Below are 21,955 nucleotides of genomic sequence, written 5' to 3' on the forward strand. Positions count from 1 at the left end.
TACCGAAACCCCATCCCTGCCTGCGGCGCGTCAGTCTTCGACGGTGATCTTCTCGATGACCACGTCGGACAGCGGGCGGTCCGCCGGTCCGGTCGCGGTCGTCGCGATGGCGTCGACGACATTGCGGGACTCCTGGTCCGCGACCTCGCCGAAGATCGTGTGCCGGAAGTTCAGGTGCGAGGTCGGCGCGACGGTGATGAAGAACTGCGAGCCGTTGGTGCCCGGCCCGGCGTTCGCCATGGCCAGCAGGTACGGCTTGGAGAACTGCAGCTCGGGGTGGAACTCGTCGCCGAACTTGTAGCCGGGGCCGCCGCGGCCGGTGCCCGTCGGGTCACCGCCCTGGATCATGAAGCCGTCGATGACGCGGTGGAAGATCGAGCCGTCGTAGAACGGACCGGAGTTGCCGCCCTTCGCGTTCGGCTGGGTGTACTCCTTGGAGCCGGTGGCCAGCCCCACGAAGTTCGCCACGGTCTTCGGCGCGTGGTCGGGCAGCAGGTTCACGTGGATGTCACCCTGGTTGGTGTGCAGGGTGGCCTTGCGGGCGCTTTCAGTCACGCCGCCATCGTGCCACCCCTTCGCACAAATGGGGGGTTCAGGGGGCGTCCCCGGCCCGTCGCGCTGGACACCGGCCCAGGAAGAAGGCACTTTCCCGAGGTTTCCGCGAGGCCCGCAGCGGGAAGCCGCAGCGGTGTCGGCGGAAAAAGGGCAGGATAGATGTCAAGCAACAGATCTGTTTCACAACGATTGATGAGGTGAAGACCATGACCCGGGCCGTGGAATCGGTCGGTGAGTCGGCCAAGTCCGGCTCGGCGGACCTGCGGAAGCTGGTCGTCGAGGCGGGCAAGGCGGGCGCGAAGGCCGCCGAGGCCGGCGCGGAGGAGCTGGGGAAGCGGAGCCGCCGCGCCCGGCGCAAGCTGGCGAAGAAGACGGAGCTGACCCGCAAGGAGCTGAAGAAGAGCTCCGCCGCGGCGCGCAAGGAAGCGCTCGCCCGCATCGCCGAGATGAAGAAGCCGGGCCGCAAGGCCAAGAAGGCCGCGATCAAGGCCGCCGCGTCGGCGGGCGAGTCGAAGCGCCGCGGCAAGAAGGACTTCAAGGCGGCGAAGAAGGAGTTCCGCGCCGCTCTGGAGGAGGCGAAGAGCGCGGCCAAGGGCACCCGCAAGCGTCGCCGCTGGCCGTGGATCCTCGGTCTCGGCGCGGTCGCGGTCGGCACCGCCGTCGCGCTGAAGTCGCGGCAGCAGGAGCCGCCGGTCGCCCCGGCGCCGCCGAAGGCCACCCCGCCTGCTCCCCCGGCTCCGCCCGCGAAGCCGGCCGCCGAGGCCAAGGACGCGAAGGACGCCAAGCCGGGCGAGCCGAAGACGAACGGCAAGGCGCCGAGCCCGTCGGCCGCCGAGAAGAAGAACTGAACGCGCGAAAAAGGGCCCCGGGAAGTGCGTCCCGGGGCCCTTTTTCGTATCGCTTAAGCGGTTCCGCCGATCCGGCCAGTGGCCGGAAGCCGGGCGGAGCCTGGCCGGATCAGGCCGCGGCGGCGTGCTTGTCGATCAGCTGGCCGAGACGCGGCAGCGCCTCCTCGACGTTCTTCTTGCCGTTCGGGCGCAGCTTCGAGTAGACCTTCTTGATGCTGTCGCGGCTGCTGCGCTCGGCGCGGGCGTCGGTGACCCCGAGCAGCGCGTCCGACGCCTCGTCCGAGCGGCTGGTCAGGTAGGCGCCGAAGTCGTTGCCGCCCTGGGCGCGGAAGTCGCTGTAGAACGGCTCGAGGGCGGCGGAGAAGTCGTCCAGGAGGCTGTCGATCGCGGACGGGATGATGCCCGGCTTGATCTTCTTCACGGCGGCGAAGCCGGTCTTCACGACCGCGCCGGAGACCCCGCCCTTGTCGGCGACCTCGGCGTCCACGAGCTCCGCGAAGTCGGCGACCACGGTGGGGCGACGGCTCGAGTCAAGCAGGATTTCCTTGAGGGTGTCAGCCACGAATCTGTCCTTGTCGTCGAAAAGGGGTAACCAAAGTATTCGGTGCCGGACGGGCACCCGCCGCGCGAGTGTTGGGGGAACCGCGCGTGCTGCTTAGAGTAATACAAGATCAACTTCACTCACCCGTGCGGAGCCCGTTACTCAGAGCTTCAGGGCAGCGATAGCCTTTTTCGCCACTGTGCGTGCTTTGATGCTCTGCTTCTGGTTGCTCGTCACGATGACGGCGGCCTCGCCCTTGGCGACGGCGTAGACCACTCCGTCCCCGGCCGGCTGGTAGCCGCCCTTCCACCCCGCGGGCTCCGAAGCCGGGTTCGACGTGTCGACCGGCGCGGCCTTGTTGACCAGCGCGGTCGCGACGTCGCTCTTGCCCACGTACACCCGCACGGTCAGCTGGAGGCTGCCGTCCGGACGGTAGAAAAAGCACGTCGGATGCGGCTCGTCGTCGGACACGCTCACCTTGGTGACGTGCTGTCCGTTCGCGTCCTGCACCGTCTCGTTGGACAGGTACGGACACTCCGCGGTGCGCGCGGGCTGCGGATCCGGCGGCAGCGCCGCGGAGGCCGAAGCGGAACTCGCCGGCACCGAAGACGGAGTCTCCTTCGCCGGGCTCGACGGGTTGCAGCCGGCGAGCAGGACCAGGGCTGGGGCGAGAACGAGAAGTCGGCGCATGGCGGGCACAGTCAACCATGCCCGGTGAAGTCCGTGCGAAGGCGGCGCGTGCGACGATGACGTCGGATTCCGCTCAGCCCGGGGAGGTCGCGGACGTGCTCACGCCCGAGCAGTACCTGCAGGTGGTCGCCGAACGCGTGGTGCGCAGCGGCGGCAGGCTCAACACCGTCCAGATCGGACCGGTGACGTGCGCGGTCGGCCTGTTCACCGAGTCGATCATGCTGTCCACCATGAACTATTGCGTGGTCGCCGGGGCCTATCCGGAGATCGACGCGGCGACGCTGCAGCAGTTCACCGGCATGGCGACGCAGCACGCCCGCGCCAACGTGCAGGGCACGATCGGCTGGACCGCCGCGTCGGTGGTGATCTGCGGGCTCGTCGGCCGCGTGCACCCGGACGCCGCGCAGCTGGCGAGCGCGAAGACGAGCAACCAGTTCGGCGGCGAAACCCGGATGGTCGCGGTGGATCCGCAGGCGGGCGCGACCTACGCGTTCACCGGCGGGAAGCTCTGGGGCGCGGCGATGCACGGCGCGATCAGGGCCAAGCTGACGTTCTGTTTCCCGCAGCCGGGCGAGGCTCTCCAGCAGGTGCAATGGCAGCAGCAACAGGCCGCCTACGGTCAGCCCCCGCAACCGGGTCCCGGCGGATTCCCGGGGCAGATCCCGTCCGGGCCGATGCCGCAGACCGGTCCCCCGCCCGCCGCCGGACCGGCCGGGCCGCAGCCGCCGCACTACCCGCCGCCGGGGCAACCGCCGTACGGTCGGTGACATGGTTTCGTTGCGCGGCTGGCAGTCGTTTCCCGAACAGCTCCCGGAATTCGACCCGGACCACACCCCGGAAACGCCCGAGGAGCTGTTCCTCGCCTGGCTGACCGAGGCGGGCGAGCACGTGCTGGCCCCGCACGCCGTCACTCTGTCCACAGTGGACGCCGACGGCGCTCCGGACGCTCGCGTGGTGATCCTGAAGAACGTCGACGCGGACGGCTGGGCGGTCGCGACGAGTTCGGAAAGCCCGAAAGGCCAGCAGCTGGCGGCGAATCCGCGCGCGGCGTTGACGTTCTTCTGGCCTGGCCGCGGACGTCAGGTCCGGGTGCGGGGCTTGGTGGTCCCGGCCGCGCCCGAGGTGTCCGCCGACGACTTCCTCGCTCGGCCGCCCGAGTCGCGGGCCGAGGCGTACGTCGGGCATCAGTCGGAGGTGCTTTCCGATCCGGCGAAGCTCGTCGAAGCGGCCGCGGCGGCTGCGGATTGGGTCGCGGAGAACCCGGACGTGGCACCGGAAACGTGGACGCGCTACCTGATCCAGCCGGAATCGGTGGAGTTCTGGCAGGCCTCGCACGACCGGCAGCACCTCCGGGTCCGCTACCGCCGCGAACCCGCGGGCTGGGTCCGCGAACGCCTCTGGCCCTAGAGCCGCGAGTTGGCGCGCAGCTTGGAGATCGCGCCGACGGTGGCGTAACCGCGCCATTCCAGCGCGGCCGCCGGGGAGAAGCTGGCGAAGTCGACCGTCCACCCGCCGTCGGGCTGCTGGCCCTGTTCCAACCGGGTCAGATCCGCTTCGACCGCCTCCGCGGTGAACAACCGCCTGGACGGGCCGGGCACCGGGCTGAAGTCGAGCGGACGCAGCACCTCGCCTTCGGAACCGCCCTGCACCGGGACGATTCCGCTCTCCGGCAAGAACTTCCCCAGCTTCGTCAGGAGTTCATCGGCCTCCGGATACCTGCCGTGCACGGCGTCGAGCAGGTGGATCGCGAAGCTCAACTCGATGACGTGCGGCATCTCCTCGAGCTCCCGGATCGCCCGCAGGCAGGTCTCGGTCGCCCGCGCGAGCCACGGATGCGCCGCGACCGCCGGGTCGGGTTCGGCGACCCGCCACCCCGCGGAGGTGACGAACGCGGTGCTCTGCAAGGAGAACGCCGCCGGATCGGCTCCGGTCCAAAAGGGAGCGCACGCGGCCGGATCGGCGACCGGGAACGCGAACGGCAGCCCGCCGTCGGTGAACGACACCGATTCCAGCCAGTCGCACAACTGCACCGCGTGCGGCGTGGTCACCGGCGCGACATCGGCGAACACTTCGAACGCGTGCAGCGCGCCGCCCGGCTGGCTTTCCGGCGCGCGCAGGTCCGGCTCCAGACCCCAGCCGTACCCTCCGTCCGGATTCCGGTAGGCGGCGACCGCCGCGAGCACCTCCTCGGCCCGTCCGTTTCCGTTCAGCAGCTCGAACCGCCGCTGGTCCAGCACCCTGCCGTGCCCGGCGAGGAACGGGGCGACGGCCTCCAAGTTCACAGTCACCCGGAAACCGTCGCACGAGTCCGGCGCGAGGGTCTTGAACGAATCGGCCACCAGCCCGAAAGAGCGGATTGCTGGGGCTCGGGCGATCGCCGTGGCACGATTCGGAAGTGACCAGCAAACCGGACGACGCGCAGCGATTGGCCGATCTCGCACGGTTGCGCCGGGTGCGCGACCGGATCGACCGCGAGTACGCGCGTCCCCTGGACGTCGAGGCGCTCGCGCGGAGCGTCAACGTGTCCGCCGGGCACCTGAGCCGGCAGTTCCGCGCCGCTTACGGAGAGTCGCCGTATTCGTATCTGATGACCCGCCGCATCGAGCGCGCGATGGCGTTGCTCCGGCGCGGCGACCTGAGCGTCACCGAGGTGTGTTTCGAGGTCGGGTTCTCGTCGCTGGGGACGTTCAGCACGCGCTTCACCGAGCTGGTCGGAAAGCCGCCGAGCGTGTACCGCCAGGAGGAGACCGGGGCGACCGAGGGCATGGCGCCGTGCGTCGCCAAACAGGTCACCCGACCGATCAGGAATCGAGAAGCACCCCGTTCGGCGCGAACCTAGTGTGATCGGCATGGACATGACGATTCACGCGAGCTTCCTCCCGCACACCGATCCGGAAGCGACGCTGACCTTCTACCGCGACGTCCTCGGCTTCGAGGTGCGCAACAACGTCAAATACGGCGACATGGCCTGGATTACCGTCGGCCCGCCCGGACAGCCGGACACCTCGCTCGTACTGCAGCCGGTCGCCGCGTTCCCCGGCCTCACCGACGACGAACGCCGGATGATCACCGAAATGATGGCCAAGGGCACCTACGCCGCGCTGAACCTGGCCACGAAGGACGTCGACGCGACCTTCAACCGGTTGCAGGCCAGCGACGCCGAGGTCGTGCAGGAGCCCACCGACCAGCCCTACGGCGTCCGGGACTGCTCGTTCCGCGACCCGGCCGGGAACCTCATCCGCATCCAGCAAGCGAGCTGAAGCAGTCCGAGCCGGACCGCCGGGAAAAGAAACTGGGAGAGAGATGACCAAGGCCAAGGGGAAGACCACGCCGGGGCACGCCGCGGACAGCCATGACCTGATCCGCGTGCAGGGCGCCCGCGTGAACAACCTCAAGGACGTCAGCGTCGAACTCCCGAAGCGCCGGCTGACGGTGTTCACCGGGGTGTCCGGCTCGGGCAAGAGCTCGCTGGTGTTCAGCACGATCGCGGCCGAATCGCAGCGGCTGATCAACGAGACCTACAGCAGTTTCGTGCAGGGTTTCATGCCGACGCTGGCCCGTCCCGAGGTCGACGTGCTCGACGGGCTGACCACCGCGATCATCGTCGACCAGCAGCGGATGGGGGCCGATCCGCGGTCGACGGTCGGCACCGCCACCGACGCCAACGCGATGCTGCGGATCCTGTTCAGCAGGCTCGGCACCCCGCACATCGGGTCGTCGCAGGCGTTCTCGTTCAACGTCGCCTCGATCAGCGGCGCGGGTGCGGTCACCGTGCGGCGCGCCGGGAAGGAGATCAAGGAGCGGCGCAGCTTCAGCGTCACCGGCGGCATGTGCCCGCGCTGCGAGGGCCGCGGTTCGATCAACGACATCGACCTCTCCCAGCTGTACGACGACTCGAAGTCGCTCGCCGAGGGCGCGCTGACCATCCCCGGCTACACCCCGGGCGGCTGGAACTACCGGCTCTACACCGGGTCCGGGCTGGTCGACCCGGACAAGCCGATCCGCAAGTACACGAAGCGCGAGCTGCAGGACTTCCTGTACAAGGAACCGACGCGGATGAAGATCGAAGGCATCAACATGACCTACGAGGGTCTGGTGCTGCGGATCCAGAAGTCGTATCTGTCCAAGGACGTCGAGGCGATGCAGCCGCACATCCGCGCGTTCGTGGACCGCGCGGTCACCTTCGCGACCTGCCCGGAATGCGACGGGACGCGGCTGAGCGAGCTGGCGCGGTCGTCCAAGATCGACGGGATGAGCATCGCCGACGTGTGCGCGATGCAGATCAGCGACCTCGCCGACTGGGTCGGGAAGCTGTCCGACCCGTCGGTCGCGCCGCTGCTGAAATCGCTGCACGAGACGCTCGAATCGTTCGTGGAGATCGGTCTCGGCTACCTGTCGCTGGACCGGCCGGCGGGCACGTTGTCCGGCGGCGAAGCGCAGCGGGTGAAGATGGTCCGGCACCTCGGCTCGTCGCTCACCGACGTCACGTACGTCTTCGACGAGCCCACCATCGGCCTGCACCCGCACGACATCCAGCGGATGAACGACCTGCTGCTCCGCTTGCGGGACAAGGGAAACACCGTCCTCGTGGTGGAGCACAAGCCGGAGGCGATCGCGATCGCCGACCACGTGGTCGACCTCGGGCCGGGCGCGGGCACGAACGGCGGCACGGTGTGTTTCGAGGGCACTGTGGACGGTCTGCGCGCGAGCAAGACGTTGACCGGCAAGCATTTGGACGACCGTGCCTCGCTCAAGCCGTCGGTGCGGGAGCGCACGGGCGTGCTGGAAATCCGCGGCGCGAACACGCACAACCTGCAGGACGTGGACGTCGACATCCCGCTCGGCGTGCTGTGCGTGATCACCGGGGTCGCCGGATCGGGTAAGAGCTCGCTGATCCACGGGTCCATTCGGGAATCCGACGACGTCGTTTCGGTCGATCAGGCCCCGATCCGCGGTTCGCGGCGGAGCAACCCGGCGACCTACACCGGGCTGCTCGAACCGATCCGCAAGGCCTTCGCCAAGGCCAACAACGTGAAGCCCGCGCTGTTCAGCGCCAACTCCGAAGGCGCGTGCCCGAACTGCAACGGCAACGGCGTCATCTACACCGACCTCGGGATGATGGCCGGAGTCGCCACCACCTGCGAGGTCTGCGAGGGCAAGCGGTTCGACGCCTCGGTTCTGGAGTACCACTTCGGCGGACGCGACATCAGCGAGGTGCTCGCGATGTCGGTCTCCCAGGCCACCGCGTTCTTCGCCGACGGCGACGCGAAAACCCCCGCCGCGCACCGGATTCTCGAGCGGATGGAACAGGTCGGACTCGGCTACCTGACCCTCGGCCAGCCGCTGACCACGCTGTCCGGCGGCGAGCGGCAGCGGCTGAAGCTGGCCACGCACATGGGGTCGAACGGCGGCGTTTACATCCTCGACGAGCCGACCACCGGCCTGCACCTCGCCGACGTGGAACAGCTGCTCGGGCTGCTGGACCACCTGGTCGAATCGGGCAAGTCGGTGATCGTCATCGAGCACCACCAGGCCGTGATGGCGCACGCCGACTGGATCATCGACCTCGGCCCCGGCGCCGGGCACGACGGCGGCCAGGTGGTCTTCGAGGGGACGCCCGCCGAGCTGGTGAAGAGGAAGCGGACGCTGACCGGGAAGCACCTGGCCGCCTACGTGGGCTAGTCGAGCGGCGGCCGCCGGTCGGCCCAGGGCAGCGCCTGTTCCAGGGTGCGGGAGACCTGCAGCAGCAGGTCTTCCCGCCAGGGCGCGGCCACCAGCTGGACGCCGACCGGCAGGCCGCTCGCCTCGTCGTGGTGCAGCGGGAGGGAGATCGCGGGCTGGCCGGTCACGTTGAACAGCGACGTGAACACGCCCATCGGGTACGCCGCCACCACCGGATTTCCGCTCGCTCGCCACGCGCCGACCTTCGGCGGGAGGCACGCCATGGTCGGCGTGACCAGCAGGTCGAAGCTGCCGACGAAGGCCTCGACAATCCGGCGGGAGAACACCTGGGTCTGGTGCACGCTCTCCGCGTAAGTCCAGGAATCGACCGACTTCGCGGCTTCGCGCTGTGCCCGGTTGTGCGGTTCGATGCGGTCCGGGTCGAGCACCGGGACGCCTGCGCTGGCGACGTTCCAGACCTTCAGGAATGTCGCCAGCAGTTCCTCGGATGTCGGCAGCGGAAGCGGTTTGTCGACAATTTGGTGTCCGGCTTCCTCCAGCGCGCGAAGGGTTTTGTCGACCGCGGTCAGGCAGGCCGGGTCGACCTCAATGCCGTCGATCAGCGAGGTGGTGAGGACACCGATCCGCAGGCGAGTCGGGGGTTCGGTGTTCAGCGCGTCGGCGAGCGACCGGGTGGGCGTCGGCTGCGACCACCACGCGCCCGGGTCGTGCCTCGTGAGGACGTCCAGCGCGGCGGCGGTGTCGGCCAGCGTCCGGCTGACGACTCCGCTGGTCGCGAAGCCCTCGACCTCCACCACGGCGTTCGTGACCAGGCCGCGGGTCGGCTTCAGCCCGACGAGACCTGTGCACGACGCCGGGATGCGGATCGATCCGCCGCCGTCCTCCGCGTGCGCAACCGGGGCCATTCCGGCGATGACGGCGACCCCCGCGCCGCTCGACGAACCGCCGGGCGTGCGGTCCGGGTCCCACGGGTTGCGCGAGATGCCCTGCGCCTCGCTCTCGGTGAAGGGCACCGCGCCGAATTCCGACGTCGTGGTCTTGCCGAGCGGGAGGAAACCCGCGTCGGTGAACCGCTGCACGATCGGGTCCGACTTGGGCTGCGGGGAACGGTCGGTGGCCAGCGAGCCGTAAGTGGTCGGCCAGCCGGCGACGTTGACGAGGTCCTTGATCGGCAGCGGAACCCCGTGGAACGGCGGCAGTTCTTCCGGCGCGCACCGCACCACAGCGTCGGCGGCGGCTTTCGCCGCGGCACGGACCTCGTCGTCGGCGCGGAAGCAGAAGGCGTTGAACTTCGGATCCAGCTCGGCGATGCGGTCGAGGTAGCAATCAGCGACCTCGACCGGGCTCACCTCCTTCGCGCGGATGGCGGCGGCGACTTCGACGGCGGAGCTGAACGGATTGATCATCACGGATCCCCTTTCCGGTACCCGTTCAGCCTGGTCGGGGCGGTGGCGGCCGGTCTTGGAGAAATGTCGCGCGGACGAAGTTACGTACGATGGCGGCATGCGACCAGCCGAGTGGGCTCGCGACGGACCAGCGGTGTGGGGCATCGCCGTGCCGTCCCGGCCGCTCCGGCTGCCCGGGGTGCGAATGGCCGGATTCGTCGGCGACACCGTGGACCAGGTGGACCTGACAGTGGTCCCGTACCCGGCCGTCACGCTGTTTCTCAACCTGCGCGAAAAGCTGCTCGTCAACGACGTGGCACGCGGCAGCGTCGTCGCCGGACTCGTGCCGCACGGCATGCGCGTGCGCGGGCAGGGCATCGAATGCGTGCAGATCCGGCTGTCGCCCGAGGTCGCACACGCGGTGCTCGGGACGGAGTTGAGCGGCGAGGTCGTGTCCCTTGATGACGTCTGGCCCACCGAACTGCCCGGCCGGCTGCGCGCGCTCGACTCCTGGAACGACCGGTTCGCCCTGGTAGAAGCCGCTTTGGGCAAGCGATACGAGGCCGGTCGCACGGTCGATCCGGAAGTCGCCTTCGCCTGGCGGCGGATGGACGCGCACCACGGTCAGGTGCGGATCGAGCAGCTGGCCGACGAGACCGGATGGAGCCGGAAACGCCTGTGGTCGCGGTTCCGGAGCCAGCTCGGGCTCAGCCCGAAACGCGCCGCGCAACTGGTCCGGTTCGACCACGCGGTGCACCGGCTCGCCGCGGGCGAAAGTCCCGCTTTGGTGGCGGCGGAGAGCGGCTATGTCGACCAGTCGCACCTGCACCACGAGGTCAAAGCCTTCGCCGGGGTCACCCCCTCCGCCGCCGCGAACGCGCCGTGGCTCGCGGTCGACGAGGTCGCCTGGTCTCGCCCCCACTGCGCGAACGGGTGATCGCACCGGCATGATCGCGGAGTGACTTCCATCCGGCCCCCCGCTGTCGCGCTGCGCCGGTGGCTAGACGACGCCGGCACCCGTCGTCCGGCGGTGTTCCTGCTGGTCCTCGCCTCGATGGCGGTGGCAGTGACGGTTCTGTGGCTCGTCTGCACGATGTGGCCGCTCGACCTGGAGATCTACCGGTCCGGCGCGCGGGCGCTCGCCCAGGGCGAGGACGTCTACGGTCCGCTCCCGCCGACCCGCGCCGGGCTGATCCTGCCGTTCATCTACCCGCCGTTCGCGGCCGTCGTGTTCCTGGTGTTCGCCGCGATGCCGTTGCCATTGGGCGCGATGCTAATGCTCGCCGTCTCACTGGCGTGCCTGTGCGGCACGGTCTACGTCGTGGTCCGGCCCCATGCCGGGCGGCGGACCGCGATGCTGGCCGCGCTCGTGATCGGGGCTGGTTCGCTGGCGTTCGAACCGGTCCGCGAGACGTTGTGGTTCGGGCAGATCAACCTCCTGCTGATGGCCCTCGTGGTGATCGACTGCCTCGGCCCCCGGACGCGGCTGCCCCGCGGCGTCCTGCTGGGCCTCGCCGCCGCCATGAAGATCACGCCGGCCGGATTCCTGCTGTTCTTCCTGGTGAAAAGGGACTTCCGGGCGGCACTGACCACGGTGGTCACCTTCGTGCTCGCCGGCGCGGCCGGGTTCGTGATCGCGCCGGAAGCGTCGATGAAGTACTGGTTCGGCGGCGGATTGACCGGCGCGTCCGGGATGAGCGGATCGATTTTCGCGACAAACCAGACCATCCAGGGCGCGGTGCACCGGTTCGGGCTCGCCGAAACGCCGACGCTGATCCTGGTCGCGGTGCTGACCCTGGCCGCGCTCGCGCTGACCGTTCCCGCGATGCTGCGCGCCGACCCGTCGATGGCGTTCCTGCTCAACGCGGCCGCGATTCTGGTGTGTTCGCCGATTTCGTGGTCGCACCACTGGGTGTGGATCGTGCCCGCGATCGTGCTGTTCGCCGCTCGCGCGCACACCCGGACCGCGGTCGCCGGTTTGGCTGCCGTGGCGGCGATTTTAGTGATCGCCCCGCATTCGTGGCTGCCGAAGAACGGGTACCTGGAGCTGTCCTGGGGACCGGTCGAGCACGTCATCGGCAACAGCTACTTGCTGCTGGCGCTGGGTTTTCTGGGCTGGCAGTGCTACTCGACGCGCCGTCAGACCGCCGCGGTCTGAGCCAGCAACGGCTCCGGCAACGGGTCCGCGTGGAGTACGTGCAAGGTGCTGACCGCCCGGGTGAGCGCGACGTACAACCGTTGCAGCCCACGCTCTTCCGCCGCCACGATGCGCGCCGGTTCGACCACCAGGACCGTGTCGTACTCCAGCCCCTTCGCCAAACTCACCGGTGCCAGGGTGATCCGAGCTGTTCCGTCGGTACCCAGCACCACGTGGTCCAGCCCGCGCTCGGTGAGGACGCGGTGCAATTCGGGGATATCCGCGTCCGCGGCCAGCAGCCCGATCGACCCTTCCTCCTGTAAAGCTGTCGCGCAAGCGTCGACCGCAGCGGCGACCGTCTCGTCCGTTGCGGTCAGGTGCAAGGCATCCGCGGAATGCCGGAACGACGTGGGACTCCGCAGCTCCGGCGCGATGTGCGGGAGCAGCCGGGCAGCGAAGTCGAGGACATCCGCCGGAACGCGGTAGCCGTGCGTGAGTTCTTCGATTCGCCCGCCGGGCCGGTCGAGATGGGTGAGCACGGTCGTCCAATCGCGGACCGCGGACGGACTGGTCGCCTGCGCGACGTCGCCGAGAACCGTGCACGCACCAGCCAGTCTGCGTGCGATCGCCCGCAGATGCATCGGGCTGAGGTCCTGCGCCTCGTCGACCACGACGTGCCCGAGCTTCGCCGGCCGCTCGATCAGCGCCGCGACCTCGTCCAGCAACGCGAGATCGAGCGTCGACCAGGTCATCGCCTTGCGACTGCGCGGACGCGGACGGAGGAGCGCTTCCTGTTCCTCAGCAGTGAGAATTCCGTCGGCCGCTTCGGCGAGAAGCGCGTTATCGGTAAGCAAGTCATAGACCAGCCGCGCGGGCTCGACGGCAGGCCACATGTCGCGGACCGCCTTGTTGATCGCGGCATTGCGGCGAAGCTGATGGAGGGTCGCGCTCGTACCGCCGGACCGCTCCATCTCGCGCAGGACCCGGTGCGCGAGCCGCTGGGCCAGCAATTCTCGCCCCGCGCTGTAATCCGCGCCGCGGCTGAGGATTTCCGTGAGTTCCTCGGCGATGTCCTCGGGATACAACCGCCAGGTCCGGTGCTGGTACTTCACCTCGAGCGTCCGGTCGACCGGCCGGATCCGCGCCCACACGTGCCGCCGGACGACCTCCGCCATCCGGACGTCGCCCTTGATGCGCGCCGTCCGCGGATCGTCGACGTACTCGGCCGGCTGGCCCGCCCCGGTCAGTTCGTCAATCGTGGCTTGGGAAACCGCCACCTCGCCGAGCGCCGGAAGCACGCCCGCGATGTACGCGAGAAACGACCGGTTCGGCCCGATCACCGCGACCCCGCCTGCCTTCTGCAGCCGCACCCGCTCGGTGTAGAGCAGGTACGCCAGCCGATGCAGCCCCACCGCGGTTTTGCCGGTCCCCGGTGCGCCCTGGATGCAGATCGTCCGGTCGACCGGCGCGCGAACGAGCCGCATCTGGTCCGGCTGGATCGTCGCGACGATGTCGCGCATCGGCCCCTGCCGAGGCCGCTCGATCTCCGCGGTGAGCAGCCGATTCTCCGCCGAGCCTGGCCGATCGAGCGGCTCGTCCTCGTACGCGCTGAGCACTCCGGCCTGGTCGAACCCGTAGCGCCGCCGGACCCGCACGCCCATCGGATGATCGTGATCGGCTTCGTAAAACGCCCTCGCGAGCGGCGCCCGCCAATCGATCACCAGAGGTTCGCCGTCGTCGTCACGAATCCCTCTGCGGCCCAGGTAAACGAGGTCATGCTCGGGCGATCGGGTGCGCGACCCGCGCGCCGCCTCGTAGACCTCGCCCGGCGGATAGTCGAGGCGGCCGAAGAAGAGCGGCGCGTCGTCAATATCCGCTAGCTCCTCGGCGATCTCGATGCGAAACTGCCTGAGGACGTGGTTGAAGTACTTGTCGTCGACCGCGTCGCCCTCGCCCATTCCCGTCGCGATCGCGGTCTTGATCTCCGCCCGCATGCGGTCCAGCTCGGCGTGACAGGCCTGGAGAAACTCGCGCTCTACCCGGATCTCTGGTTCCAGTATCTTCACTGGGTTAAATATACAACCGAGTCAAGTTTTTATCCTGGTTCGAGTTCCGGTTAGGCTGACGGCCGTGTCAGGACTGCGCGAGCTCAAACGCCACCGCACGAGGGAAGCCATCGCCTCGGCGGCCCTGCGCCTGTTCCGCGAATCCGGCTTCGACGGGGTGTCGGTGGCCGACATCGCCGCCGAAGCCGAGATCTCGAAGCCGACGCTGTTCGCGTACTTCCCGACGAAGGAAGACCTGGTCATCCACCAGTTCGTCGACGAAAACGGCCCCGCGGAGATCGTCCGCGCGCGGCCGCCTGAGGTGTCGGCGCTGTCCGCGCTGGAACGGTCTTTCCTGGACCGCCTGGCCGCCCGCGACCCGCTGACCGGCCTGAACGACTCGCCGGACGCGATCACGTGCCACACGCTGCTGTACTCAACGCCTGCATTACTGGCGCGGCTTGCCACGTATTTGCTGGAGAAGGAACAGGAACTGGTGGAGGAACTGCGCGCGTCGTGCGGGGTTCCGGACGAGTTCACCGCACGGTTGGTGGCTGCGCAGATCTTCGGGGCGCAGCGGATCTTGGGGTTCCACAACGCCCGGGAGATCCGCGGTGGGCGAAGCGCTGATGAGACTTATCCGGATGCTGTCGCCCGGGCGGAGGCGGCGTATCGGATGTTGCGGGAGGGTCTGGCTTCGGTGCTGTGACTCAGTCCGGGGCCGCGCGAAAAGGGCCAGACCTCGCAAGGCCTGGCCCACTTCCGCAGTTCGCGCTCGCTCAGTTCTGATCCGGGCTGTCGACCGGCACGCCCTGGTACCCAGTCCCCTGGTCCTGCGCGTTCGGCGGGTCCACCGGAACCCCGTGGTAGCCGGTGCCCTGGTCCTGGTCGGCGGGCGGGTCGATCGGCACCCCGTTGTACCCCGTGCCCTGCTCCTGCGGGTCCGGAGTGTCCTCGTCCTTCGGCGGCGTGGTGTGCAGCTTGAAACCGTCCTTCGCGCAGCGGATCTCGTGCGTGCCCTCCGCGCCGGTGTCGGTCAGGCACTGCCAACCCCGGACAGTCATCATGTAGTTGGACCCGATGGCCTTGTCGATATTGTCGAAGTATTCGGTGATGACATTGAACGCTTCGACGCAACCAACGGTACCTGCCTTGGTTTCGTCCGCGATCAAATCAACCTTGCGCGGACCGACCGGACCTCCGAGGGTGCTGCAATTAACGTCCTCCGCACTGGCCCCGCCACCGCCGCTGCCGCCCTTTTTCACCGGCGTTTCCGGCTGCTGCACCTGGCTTTTCGCCGCGACGTTGACCGGGGCGGATTGGTAGCTCGCCGGGGCTGCCGAATTCTGGCCAGAGCACGCGGAAAGCAGTGCGACCGCACCGAGAGCCGCTCCGACGGTGGCCAATTTGACAGTCTTCCTGAGCATTTCCATTCTCCCCTGACCAGCTCTTGGCTTTCCCTTTGCCTATAGAGACGCACACCGCCGGAGGGGGTTGCGAAGAAATTCCGCGGACTTCGCCAGGAAAGCGCTTCAGCCCCAAAACCGCACTTCGGGGTACCGCGGCGACGGCCCGTCCAGCAGCCGCTGGGGCACCCCGCGCAGGTGCTCGTCCAGGAACGCGGTCAGGTACGCCTCGCTGACCCGGATCGCCCGCAGCGGATCGATCTTCAGTCCCGGCACCGGCACCCCGGCCTGCTGGCAGAGCAGCAGCTGATCAGTGAACATGCTGTGTTCCCCGTCGTTAACGGTGATCCACCGCTTCCATCCGGTCATCTCGCGCCACGCCGAATCCCACGACGGATCGACCGTCCCGCCCGGCTCGTGCACCGGCGCTCCGAACTGCAGAAACGGCCGATCCAGCCCGGTCACCGGGAGGTAGTACATGCCGTCCAGCATCGCCCCGGCGCGGATCCGCCGGTCGGCCAGCATCGCCGGCGCCGTGCTGGCTCCCCCGATCGAGCACGAACGGCACGTCCGCCGCCCGGGCTTTGACAAGTTTCACCCAGTCCTTCGCAACGCATGCCACGCATTCCGTCGTATGCCCGTCCGGGAAGGTAATCGCCGTCGACTCGTAGTTGTGCCCGATCCCCGCCACGACATACCCGCGGCTGGCCAGCTCCTCCGCCAACGACGACAACGTCGCGCGCGGCAACGTGAACCCAGGCGAGAGCACCACCAACGGCATCCGCCGGAACTGCGGCCGAGCGTCCACAGTGGAATGTGTCCGCACCTTAGTCAGCGCATCCTCCGGCACCGACTTATCGCCCAGCTCCTTCACCATCAGCTCCGACTCTCGCTGAGTGAGGTACTGCGTGGGCCGCCATCCGGGATACTGCGCCGGATACCACAGCGTCACCATCATTTCCCGCCGCTGCGAAGGAACCTACGGATCCGCGCGGGAATTGTCGGTGAAAGTGAAAGGTAGTAGTACCGACCGGGCTGACCCCGCCAGGCCGCGGCAACGCCAATCTCGGTGCCGCCTGCGCTGTCCCCGCCCCGACCACGGCGAGCATCGCCGCGACGATCGCAATTACGCGTAATCTCATGACTTCAGCTTGGAGCCGCGCGACCCCCGGCAGCATCGATGATGGCCCCCGATAGCGAAATCATCTTCCAGAACGATGGTCAGCTGACGACGTCCGCCAGCCGGGCGATTTCGTCGACGTCGTCCGTCGTCGGCACGAAAACCAACTCATCCGCGCCCAACTCGGCGAACTCCGCGATGCATTTCCGAACCATCTCCGGAGACACACACGGCACGACACTGTCCGCGACTTCCTTGGGAGCCAACCGATAGAAGTCCCGGACGTTCGCCAACCCGGCGTCGACGTCTCCCAAAACGAAGTACGCCAACGAAACCAGCCGCGGCTCCCCGATCCGGCCGCCCTCGCGCCAAGCACGTTTCGCCGCTTCGAACCGAGGAGCGGTCGCCGCCACCGAGCCCGAACCGGCGATGTATCCGGTGCCCCGCGGGCTACCGGCAGATCCTTACCTTCGTGCACCACGTGCTGAACATCAGATACGCGATCGACGACATCTTCGCCACCGACGACCGCGTCGTTGTCCGCGCGACCGCCACCGGAACCGGAGTGGACGCGGTGCACGGCGCGGGCACCGCAGGCAAGCCGTACCAGATGACCACGGTGCACATTTACCGCACCGAAGGCACTTTGCTCGCCGAACACTGGGGCGTCCGGGACGAACTCGGCGCCCGCATCCAGCTCGGCACGCTGCCCGCGCCCGACTTCGCTCCGCAAGACGCCTGAATCAGGCTGGCTCTTTCGCGGACAGTCCGAGCGAAAGACTGCGCACCATCCGATACCGCCGGAACCCGCCGCCGCGCACGCCCGGGAATTCCTGCACCTTCTGCCATTCGTCGGACACCCCGACCGTCCCCCGGTCGGACCGCGCCAACGCGTCGCGATGCGACTGTTCGTCGGCCCACTCCGCGTAGTTGAGCACTCGCGTCCCGTCGATGCTGACATGGAAGTGCCCGGACAGCCCACCCGGCGCGGGTTTCTCCTCACTGGCCAACGCGCCGAACACGGTGTCCACCCAACGCCGCTGGCGCTGCGCGTCCGCACCGTCGAACTCAACGCTCACCACGACAATGCACCCCGGAACGGTCGCGTTGTCCCGATTTCCGCTGCGATACAACCGGTATTCGACCGGATCACTTCCGGAAACCCGTTGCACCAGACCGGGATCAGCTGCTCCCTCGGCCCACTGGGTATAGACCAGCGTGCCTTCGCCCACGGTACTCGCCAAGGTATTGAACGAAATCAGCCCGGCCGGCCACGGCTCTTTCTCCAGCCGGGCAAGCACCTCCGCCGCCTCGACGGTCGTTTCGGCAACCAGCACAGCGTCGACGTCCGTGCGCACAAAGTCAGGGCGCGCAACGCGATTGACAGTCATGAGGGTCCTTCCAAGATCGATGATGACTCACGAAGGATCGAACTTCAAGGCAAGTTGAAGTCAAGTCATCAACCACGACTCTCGTTACTCTGACGGCTACGAGTGCAGGGGATCTTGATCATTTCCAAGCACGCCATGATGGCGGGCTGTCTCGGGGTATCGGCACTGTTGACAGTCGGATGCAGCACCGTAGTCGCGGGCTAAGCCCGCGGCGACCTGCAGATCTACGAGATCTACAAAGCCGAGGACTGGGGACTTTCGTTCACCAACGACACGGTTTCCGGCCGGGCCGAGGAACAATCCCCCGTACAGCCGTCCCAGTTGAGCGCCGATCCCGGCGAGCACGGCAAGGGACCTCGGCAGTACGCGTGGAGCGATTGCTTCCGCACGGACCACGGCAACTGCGACCCGCGTCGCCGGTCCGGGCGGTCAGCCCAAGGAAGCCACCTCGAACAGGAAGGTGGGCGACGGCGAGATCTGCTGAATTCCGATGCCCCGGGTCACGAGGATCTGTCGTTCAAAGTGGGCCGTCGCGTGGTCACGAACTCGACTTTCCGCAGCGAGGACTACCAGGAGCCGACGCTCAACCAGGTGTTCGGCGAGGCCATTTTCAAGATCATCGACCGTCTGAAGCAGAGCCCCTGACGCACAAATCCCCGTCCGGCTTCGGCCGAACGGGGAGTGCGGGTGGACCTGAGGGGAATCGAACCCCTGACCCCCGCCTTGCAAAGGCGGTGCTCTACCAATTGAGCTACAGGCCCGGTGCGGACCGAGGTCCGCTAAGTACTACGTCAGTTGCGCGACGCGTCCGCGGCCTTGGCCGGCGCGCTGCCGTTCGCCGACGGGGCGGCAGGCGTGGTGGCTTCCCGCCACAGGTCAGCCTCGGCCTTGGCCGCCTTGTTGCGCTTGACGACGAACAGGACGCCGCCCGCGACGACCGCGAGTGCCAACAGCTTCTTCACCTGAAGCCCCCTTCTGAGTGCTTGCGCTACCCCACGATGCTACCGGACCCGCCGCGCGTCCCGTCCAGCGGTTCCGTCTCGCTCGTTCCACGTGGAACACCGGGGAATATCCGGAGTGAGCGGTCCGTTGAAACAGGCGGTCCCAGCGGCCACGCACAACTCAGCCCTGCCGGTCCTTCTCTTCCCGGCAGGGCTGACTCGTCTCCGCGAGCCGCGCGCGGGTGCCGGCGAGGCCCGATTCGACCAGGTCAGGCCGGTCGTTCTCCAGCCCGTACGTCACCTCGTACCACGGCCCCAGCCGGTTCCACGCCCCAGCGCGCCGGCGCAGTTCCGGCGTGACCTCGTACTCCGCGGAGAACCCCGCGACGCACTCCGCCGAGGTCCCGTGCAGCAGCCACGCCAGGTCCCGCGCGGGGTCGCCGACAGACACGTCGGTCCAGTCGATCACCCCGCTCACCCGGCCGTCCTGCTTCAGCACATGCTCCGGTCCCAGGTCGGCATGGATGACGGTGTTTGCTGGATAACCCCGGACTTCCGCCAGCAGCGCCCACCCGCGATCAGCGAGCGGACCGAGCAACGGCGGGACCGCGTCCAGCGCCAGTACTTCCGTCGCGGCACCGAGTTCACGCGCCTTGGCGACGTCCGCGCTGTGCAAAGCGCGGAGGAACCGGCCGAGCACCCGACCGTCGTCAGCGGTCAGTTCGCCCGGCTCGCCCGGCACCAGTTCATGCCGGATCACCAACGGATTTTCCCGCCACACCAACGGAATCGGCACCGTCAACGGCAACTGCGGAGCCAGCCAGGGCAGCACCCGCGTCTCGCGCAGCAGCCACGCGCGCACCTCGTCCCGTTTGGGCCGTCGCTCGACCCACCGCCCGTCAACGAGCGTCGCGACGCTGTCCCAGCCCTCGCCCAGTTCCTCGCCGCTCACCGCGGAAGCCCAGCCGCGAACGCGATCCCCGAAACCTGATCGAGGCCAAGGGAAAGCGTGCCGAGCAGGTCCGCGATCCGTTGCTGCTGCACGGCAGTCGGCCGAACATACATCGGCAGCTCCAGCCGATCCCGGAACGCTCCGGACTCCAGGTCGACTATCACCGCCTCCCAACCGCCGAGACTGCGATGCAGCCACCATCCCCGACGCTGAACCACGACGTCTGCGGAATCCTTCAGCACACCCAGGTCCGCCAACGACCACAATTGCGGACTGCCGCTCAGCACGTCTCCCGCCAGCCGGGCCACCCGTGAGTCCTCCCCGGTCATCTCCCGCAGCAGCCAAGGCACGTCCGCAGCGACAACTTTGCCGCGCAGCAACGACAATCCGGTTTTCTTCAACGCCAAATCCGCGCTCTGCGCGAGCTCGACAACCTCCGCCCGGTCAAACTCAGCCCCGTTTTCCGCGAGCCCGGCATACGCACGAGCCCGCACTGCCGGCTTGGCAGCAGAACGCGCGACCGCGGCATAAACCTCGCCCGCATCCCGGCCCATTTCCTGCCAGCGCAACCGCGCCCACAACCGAACCAGCACCGACCGGTCGAGCAGAAGTTGTTCCACCGCAACGGGATCGAGCTGCGCCGCGGTCAGCTTCACCAACCCCAGCACCCGGCTTTCCGCGGACCGGCCGCGAAGCAACGTCTCGGCGATAACCTCCGGCGTCGCCGTCTCGGCAATCACCTGGATCAACTTCCGACGAACGCCCTGGTCCCGTTCCCGAGGAAGCAACCGGACCGCGTCCACCGAGCCGAGCAATCCGGTCTCAAAACTGTGCCGGAACGCGGTCCGCCGTACGTCGACGTCCGCGGAACTTCGCAAGCACGCCCACACCGACGCCTCGCCATGCGCGTCGACCAGCGCCTGCAGATAGCGCGCATGCACCTCCGAACCCCGACCGCGCTGCGAAATCCGCTGCACCAGCGGCACGATCCGCTCCGCTTGCGCCAACGTCGTACGCCGCAGCACCTCTTCTTCGGCAACCTCGCGGACAACCTCGACGTGATCGGCAACCCGGATCGCCAACGCCCGGTCGCTCAACGCACCAGCCAACCCGCACAACACGCGAACGGCCTGCTCGCGAAGACGACCGTCGGGATGCATCGAAGCCAGCACCGCGACCACCGGGGCGGCATTCTTCAGCTTCCAGCTGCTTGCCCGTCCCAGCAGCGGCACCGGATAACGAGCCTGGCGGGCGTAGTGGTCGATCCGCAGCAGCTCGCGCGCAGTCGCCGACGCGAGCCATGCCTCGGTTTCGGCCAGACCAGACTGATCACGGCCGAGGCTCAGCTGCGCACGGATCTGCGCGGGAGTCTGCATGCCGCTGATTCTGGCGAGAACCCCGCCGGGCAGTCATCCGAAATACCAGAAAGGCCGGTCCGCGACTGCGAACCGGCCTTCCGGAAATGTGGGCCCACCAGGACTTGAACCTGGGACCTCTTCGTTATCAGCGAAGCGCTCTAACCGCCTGAGCTATGGGCCCGTCGAACGAGGAGAACTCTACCGGACTCCCCATCCGCCCTTGCAACCGGGTTACTCTCGCTCCGAGAGCGTGACCTCCAGGCCGCCCGCGAGGTCCGCCGACACGTTGTAAATGAAGGCGCTCACCGTGGCCAGCGCGGACACCAGCACGATGTTGATCGCCCCGAGGATGGCCGCGATGCCGAACACGCGACCGGCGCTGATCAGCGGTTCCGCGGACGCGTTCGCGCCCTCGCCGCCGACCAGGGACGAGTACGTGCCGTTCAGCTTGTCCCACACGCCCATGCCGTCGAGCACCGTGTAGAGCACGCCGACCGCGACCAGCCAGACGAAGAACATCGCGACGCCGAGCACCAGTGCCAGCTTCAGCACCGACCACGGGTCGAACCGCTTGATCTGCAGGCTCGCCCGCCGCGGGCCCCGGCCGGGGCGGCGCAGCGCGCTCGGCGTCGGCCGGGTGCGGCCCGCGGCCGGCACGTCCGCCGCCGGCGGTGGCGCCTCGCCTCCGAAGAGCCGGGGCGCCGCCGAGCCGGTCACCGGGTAGTCGTTCTCGGGCGCGGCCGGCTCGGAAGCCGCGGTGGGCACGTCCTCGGTCGCGATCCGCGCCGTGGCCATGGCCTCGGAGTCGCCGCCGCCGTCCTTGGCGGTGCGCTGCCAGGGCGGGTTGGCCGACGCGTCGTCGGCCTTGTCGGATGGTGCCACGTTGAGTCAGTCCTTACCCGTG

At 68.3% G+C, this 21,955-nt stretch carries 25 protein-coding genes, 2 tRNA genes and 1 pseudogene; 11 read left to right on the forward strand and 17 right to left on the reverse strand.

Features of this window, described 5'->3' with window-relative positions; all coding sequences use genetic code 11:
• Nucleotides 1-30: 30 nt before the first annotated feature.
• A complete protein-coding gene (locus tag PUT80_RS16175; RefSeq protein ID WP_009085526.1) occupies nucleotides 31-555 on the reverse strand; it encodes a peptidylprolyl isomerase in 525 nt (174 codons plus the stop codon).
• A gap of 206 nt (nucleotides 556-761) precedes the next feature.
• On the opposite strand from PUT80_RS16175, the gene PUT80_RS16180 reads away from it, so the two are divergent.
• Entirely contained in the window at nucleotides 762-1,403 is a 642-nt protein-coding gene (locus PUT80_RS16180; RefSeq protein WP_238603689.1) for a hypothetical protein, read from the forward strand.
• 109 nt (nucleotides 1,404-1,512) lie between these two features.
• On the opposite strand, the gene PUT80_RS16185 is transcribed toward PUT80_RS16180, so the two are convergent.
• Entirely contained in the window at nucleotides 1,513-1,965 is a 453-nt protein-coding gene (locus PUT80_RS16185) for a hypothetical protein (RefSeq protein WP_037809176.1), read from the reverse strand.
• A gap of 141 nt (nucleotides 1,966-2,106) precedes the next feature.
• Nucleotides 2,107-2,634 (reverse strand): DUF2020 domain-containing protein, encoded by a 528-nt coding sequence (locus tag PUT80_RS16190; protein ID WP_275292590.1) that lies wholly within the window; start codon nucleotides 2,632-2,634, stop codon nucleotides 2,107-2,109.
• Nucleotides 2,635-2,729: 95 nt separating this feature from the next.
• Between PUT80_RS16190 and PUT80_RS16195 the strand changes: the two genes are divergently transcribed.
• Both PUT80_RS16195 and PUT80_RS16200 read left to right on the forward strand, forming a co-directional pair.
• Complete coding sequence (locus tag PUT80_RS16195; protein WP_134664711.1) at nucleotides 2,730-3,401, forward strand: hypothetical protein; 672 nt, start codon at nucleotides 2,730-2,732, stop codon at nucleotides 3,399-3,401.
• Nucleotide 3,402: 1 nt separating this feature from the next.
• Nucleotides 3,403-4,041 carry a pyridoxal 5'-phosphate synthase gene (locus PUT80_RS16200; RefSeq protein WP_275292592.1) on the forward strand — a complete coding sequence of 213 codons (639 nt, stop codon included), beginning with the start codon at nucleotides 3,403-3,405 and terminating at the stop codon, nucleotides 4,039-4,041.
• On the opposite strand, the gene PUT80_RS16205 is transcribed toward PUT80_RS16200, so the two are convergent.
• Nucleotides 4,038-4,922 (reverse strand): hypothetical protein, encoded by an 885-nt coding sequence (locus tag PUT80_RS16205; RefSeq protein WP_275292594.1) that lies wholly within the window; start codon nucleotides 4,920-4,922, stop codon nucleotides 4,038-4,040. The genes PUT80_RS16200 and PUT80_RS16205 overlap by 4 nt on opposite strands.
• A 107-nt stretch (nucleotides 4,923-5,029) precedes the next feature.
• On the opposite strand from PUT80_RS16205, the gene PUT80_RS16210 reads away from it, so the two are divergent.
• Genes PUT80_RS16210 through PUT80_RS16220 form a run of 3 tightly spaced genes read left to right on the forward strand, consistent with a single transcriptional unit; the run spans nucleotide 5,030 to nucleotide 8,316 of the window.
• Nucleotides 5,030-5,473 (forward strand): helix-turn-helix transcriptional regulator, encoded by a 444-nt coding sequence (locus PUT80_RS16210; protein ID WP_009085513.1) that lies wholly within the window; start codon nucleotides 5,030-5,032, stop codon nucleotides 5,471-5,473.
• 10 nt (nucleotides 5,474-5,483) lie between these two features.
• Nucleotides 5,484-5,894: a VOC family protein gene (locus PUT80_RS16215; protein ID WP_037809456.1), complete on the forward strand. Its 411-nt coding sequence runs from the start codon at nucleotides 5,484-5,486 to the stop codon at nucleotides 5,892-5,894.
• 43 nt (nucleotides 5,895-5,937) lie between these two features.
• Nucleotides 5,938-8,316, forward strand: a complete 2,379-nt coding sequence (locus tag PUT80_RS16220) for an excinuclease ABC subunit UvrA (protein WP_275292597.1) — start codon at nucleotides 5,938-5,940, stop codon at nucleotides 8,314-8,316.
• Here the strand turns inward: PUT80_RS16220 and PUT80_RS16225 are convergent.
• Entirely contained in the window at nucleotides 8,313-9,722 is a 1,410-nt protein-coding gene (locus PUT80_RS16225) for an amidase (RefSeq protein ID WP_275292599.1), read from the reverse strand. The two genes, PUT80_RS16220 and PUT80_RS16225, sit on opposite strands and share 4 nt — an antisense overlap.
• A gap of 97 nt (nucleotides 9,723-9,819) precedes the next feature.
• On the opposite strand from PUT80_RS16225, the gene PUT80_RS16230 reads away from it, so the two are divergent.
• Both PUT80_RS16230 and PUT80_RS16235 read left to right on the forward strand, forming a co-directional pair.
• Nucleotides 9,820-10,638 carry an AraC family transcriptional regulator gene (locus tag PUT80_RS16230; protein WP_275292601.1) on the forward strand — a complete coding sequence of 273 codons (819 nt, stop codon included), beginning with the start codon at nucleotides 9,820-9,822 and terminating at the stop codon, nucleotides 10,636-10,638.
• A 21-nt stretch (nucleotides 10,639-10,659) separates the two neighbouring features.
• Nucleotides 10,660-11,859 (forward strand): glycosyltransferase 87 family protein, encoded by a 1,200-nt coding sequence (locus PUT80_RS16235; protein ID WP_275292604.1) that lies wholly within the window; start codon nucleotides 10,660-10,662, stop codon nucleotides 11,857-11,859.
• On the opposite strand, the gene PUT80_RS16240 is transcribed toward PUT80_RS16235, so the two are convergent.
• The gene (locus PUT80_RS16240; protein WP_275292606.1) at nucleotides 11,841-13,904 is read right to left on the reverse strand and encodes an AAA family ATPase; all 2,064 of its coding nucleotides are present in this window, start codon (nucleotides 13,902-13,904) and stop codon (nucleotides 11,841-11,843) included. The two genes, PUT80_RS16235 and PUT80_RS16240, sit on opposite strands and share 19 nt — an antisense overlap.
• Nucleotides 13,905-13,968: 64 nt before the next feature.
• Between PUT80_RS16240 and PUT80_RS16245 the strand changes: the two genes are divergently transcribed.
• Nucleotides 13,969-14,592 (forward strand): TetR/AcrR family transcriptional regulator, encoded by a 624-nt coding sequence (locus PUT80_RS16245; protein ID WP_275292608.1) that lies wholly within the window; start codon nucleotides 13,969-13,971, stop codon nucleotides 14,590-14,592.
• A 70-nt stretch (nucleotides 14,593-14,662) separates the two neighbouring features.
• Here PUT80_RS16245 and PUT80_RS16250 read toward each other — a convergent pair whose 3' ends face one another.
• From PUT80_RS16250 to PUT80_RS16265, 4 genes and pseudogenes are all read right to left on the reverse strand, one after another.
• A complete protein-coding gene (locus PUT80_RS16250) occupies nucleotides 14,663-15,310 on the reverse strand; it encodes a hypothetical protein (RefSeq protein ID WP_275292610.1) in 648 nt (215 codons plus the stop codon).
• Nucleotides 15,311-15,415: 105 nt separating this feature from the next.
• Nucleotides 15,416-15,814, reverse strand: a complete 399-nt coding sequence (locus PUT80_RS16255; RefSeq protein WP_275292698.1) for a hypothetical protein — start codon at nucleotides 15,812-15,814, stop codon at nucleotides 15,416-15,418.
• Nucleotides 15,815-15,923: 109 nt separating this feature from the next.
• A pseudogene (locus PUT80_RS16260) lies at nucleotides 15,924-16,247 on the reverse strand (alpha/beta hydrolase); the annotation flags it as partial.
• 263 nt (nucleotides 16,248-16,510) lie between these two features.
• Nucleotides 16,511-16,822 (reverse strand): hypothetical protein, encoded by a 312-nt coding sequence (locus PUT80_RS16265; protein WP_275292612.1) that lies wholly within the window; start codon nucleotides 16,820-16,822, stop codon nucleotides 16,511-16,513.
• A gap of 47 nt (nucleotides 16,823-16,869) precedes the next feature.
• Between PUT80_RS16265 and PUT80_RS16270 the strand changes: the two genes are divergently transcribed.
• Complete coding sequence (locus PUT80_RS16270) at nucleotides 16,870-17,151, forward strand: ester cyclase (protein ID WP_275292695.1); 282 nt, start codon at nucleotides 16,870-16,872, stop codon at nucleotides 17,149-17,151.
• Between the two features lies 1 nt (nucleotide 17,152).
• Here the strand turns inward: PUT80_RS16270 and PUT80_RS16275 are convergent, their stop codons facing one another.
• Nucleotides 17,153-17,800 (reverse strand): antibiotic biosynthesis monooxygenase, encoded by a 648-nt coding sequence (locus tag PUT80_RS16275; protein ID WP_275292614.1) that lies wholly within the window; start codon nucleotides 17,798-17,800, stop codon nucleotides 17,153-17,155.
• Between the two features lie 321 nt (nucleotides 17,801-18,121).
• Between PUT80_RS16275 and PUT80_RS16280 the strand changes: the two genes are divergently transcribed.
• On the forward strand, nucleotides 18,122-18,445 hold the full coding sequence (locus tag PUT80_RS16280; RefSeq protein ID WP_275292616.1) for a hypothetical protein: 324 nt from the start codon (nucleotides 18,122-18,124) through the stop codon (nucleotides 18,443-18,445).
• A 43-nt stretch (nucleotides 18,446-18,488) separates the two neighbouring features.
• Here PUT80_RS16280 and PUT80_RS16285 read toward each other — a convergent pair.
• The 6 genes from PUT80_RS16285 to PUT80_RS16310 form a co-directional block, all read right to left on the reverse strand.
• Nucleotides 18,489-18,561: transfer RNA gene (locus tag PUT80_RS16285), tRNA-Ala, on the reverse strand.
• Between the two features lie 30 nt (nucleotides 18,562-18,591).
• Complete coding sequence (locus tag PUT80_RS16290) at nucleotides 18,592-18,762, reverse strand: DLW-39 family protein (protein ID WP_020663676.1); 171 nt, start codon at nucleotides 18,760-18,762, stop codon at nucleotides 18,592-18,594.
• A gap of 160 nt (nucleotides 18,763-18,922) precedes the next feature.
• Nucleotides 18,923-19,693 (reverse strand): phosphotransferase, encoded by a 771-nt coding sequence (locus tag PUT80_RS16295; RefSeq protein WP_134664673.1) that lies wholly within the window; start codon nucleotides 19,691-19,693, stop codon nucleotides 18,923-18,925.
• A complete protein-coding gene (locus tag PUT80_RS16300; RefSeq protein WP_275292620.1) occupies nucleotides 19,690-21,069 on the reverse strand; it encodes a hypothetical protein in 1,380 nt (459 codons plus the stop codon). Before PUT80_RS16300 ends, PUT80_RS16295 begins: the two co-directional genes overlap by 4 nt.
• Nucleotides 21,070-21,158: 89 nt before the next feature.
• Nucleotides 21,159-21,232 (reverse strand) — tRNA-Ile (locus tag PUT80_RS16305).
• Between the two features lie 50 nt (nucleotides 21,233-21,282).
• The gene (locus PUT80_RS16310) at nucleotides 21,283-21,933 is read right to left on the reverse strand and encodes a DUF3566 domain-containing protein (RefSeq protein ID WP_275292622.1); all 651 of its coding nucleotides are present in this window, start codon (nucleotides 21,931-21,933) and stop codon (nucleotides 21,283-21,285) included.
• Nucleotides 21,934-21,955: the final 22 nt, after the last annotated feature.

This window comes from Amycolatopsis sp. La24, assembly GCF_029087445.1.
Taxonomy (GTDB): Bacteria; Actinomycetota; Actinomycetes; order Mycobacteriales; family Pseudonocardiaceae; genus Amycolatopsis; species Amycolatopsis nivea.

What these genes read in the sequence shown, in the direction of transcription:
- PUT80_RS16230 (WP_275292601.1), top strand. Translation starts at nt 9,820, where the DNA reads ATGCGACCAGCCGAGTGGGCTCGCGACGGACCAGCGGTGTGGGGCATC.
- PUT80_RS16300 (WP_275292620.1), bottom strand. Translation starts at nt 21,069, where the DNA reads ATGCAGACTCCCGCGCAGATCCGTGCGCAGCTGAGCCTCGGCCGTGAT.
- PUT80_RS16220 (WP_275292597.1), top strand. Translation starts at nt 5,938, where the DNA reads ATGACCAAGGCCAAGGGGAAGACCACGCCGGGGCACGCCGCGGACAGC.
- PUT80_RS16225 (WP_275292599.1), bottom strand. Translation starts at nt 9,722, where the DNA reads ATGATCAATCCGTTCAGCTCCGCCGTCGAAGTCGCCGCCGCCATCCGC.
- PUT80_RS16250 (WP_275292610.1), bottom strand. Translation starts at nt 15,310, where the DNA reads ATGCTCAGGAAGACTGTCAAATTGGCCACCGTCGGAGCGGCTCTCGGT.
- PUT80_RS16275 (WP_275292614.1), bottom strand. Translation starts at nt 17,800, where the DNA reads ATGACTGTCAATCGCGTTGCGCGCCCTGACTTTGTGCGCACGGACGTC.
- PUT80_RS16180 (WP_238603689.1), top strand. Translation starts at nt 762, where the DNA reads ATGACCCGGGCCGTGGAATCGGTCGGTGAGTCGGCCAAGTCCGGCTCG.
- PUT80_RS16200 (WP_275292592.1), top strand. Translation starts at nt 3,403, where the DNA reads ATGGTTTCGTTGCGCGGCTGGCAGTCGTTTCCCGAACAGCTCCCGGAA.
- PUT80_RS16255 (WP_275292698.1), bottom strand. Translation starts at nt 15,814, where the DNA reads ATGCTGGCCGACCGGCGGATCCGCGCCGGGGCGATGCTGGACGGCATG.
- PUT80_RS16190 (WP_275292590.1), bottom strand. Translation starts at nt 2,634, where the DNA reads ATGCGCCGACTTCTCGTTCTCGCCCCAGCCCTGGTCCTGCTCGCCGGC.
- PUT80_RS16215 (WP_037809456.1), top strand. Translation starts at nt 5,484, where the DNA reads ATGGACATGACGATTCACGCGAGCTTCCTCCCGCACACCGATCCGGAA.